We start from the raw sequence: 623 nt of genomic DNA on the forward strand, positions 1-623 counted from the left end.
GTGAAGTCTGCGCCGTCGTTCAGTTTTTTAACCAGGGCTTTCGCTTGTGCTTCTACTTCTGATTTATCTTGACCGTCGGTGAAACGCAGTTGGATATGACCGATTTTGTATTGCACGGTTGCGTTGGTTTCTTTCGCTAGCTGGTCTGCAAGGCTATCAACTTCTGCTGGAAGGATATTGATTCGGCGACGAACTAGCGCATTACGAGCTTCTGACGCTGCAATTTCTTTACGGATTTGCTCGCGAAACTCTGGGTAGCTTAGGCCTTCTGCTTGCACTGATGCTGCCAGTTCTTCCACGCTTTGGTTATTGTTGCGTGCGATTTCTGCGATGGCTTGGTTTAGACGGTTATCGTCGATGCGTACACCAATACGGTCAGCTTCTTGGCCTTGCAGCGTATCGATGATCAGTTTTTCTACCACTTGCTCTTTGAGCACGCTTGCCGAAGGTAGACTTTTTCCGCTTTGACGAGCATTGGCTTGTAGGGTTTTCATCGCAGTATTGATGTCGCTTTGTAGAATGACACCGTCGTTAACGATGACAGCAACCTTATCAAGCTCTACCGGTGCGGCGACTGCTCAACAAGCGCGTAGGGTCGGGGATAAGTTTGCTTTCCCTTTTGT

General features: G+C 48.6%; 1 pseudogene. It reads right to left on the reverse strand.

The window, feature by feature from the left end:
• A pseudogene (locus R7Q48_RS28545) lies at window positions 1–572 on the reverse strand (SurA N-terminal domain-containing protein); the annotation flags it as partial.
• Window positions 573–623 lie beyond the last annotated feature (51 nt).

This window comes from Vibrio sp. 378 (assembly GCF_033339435.1).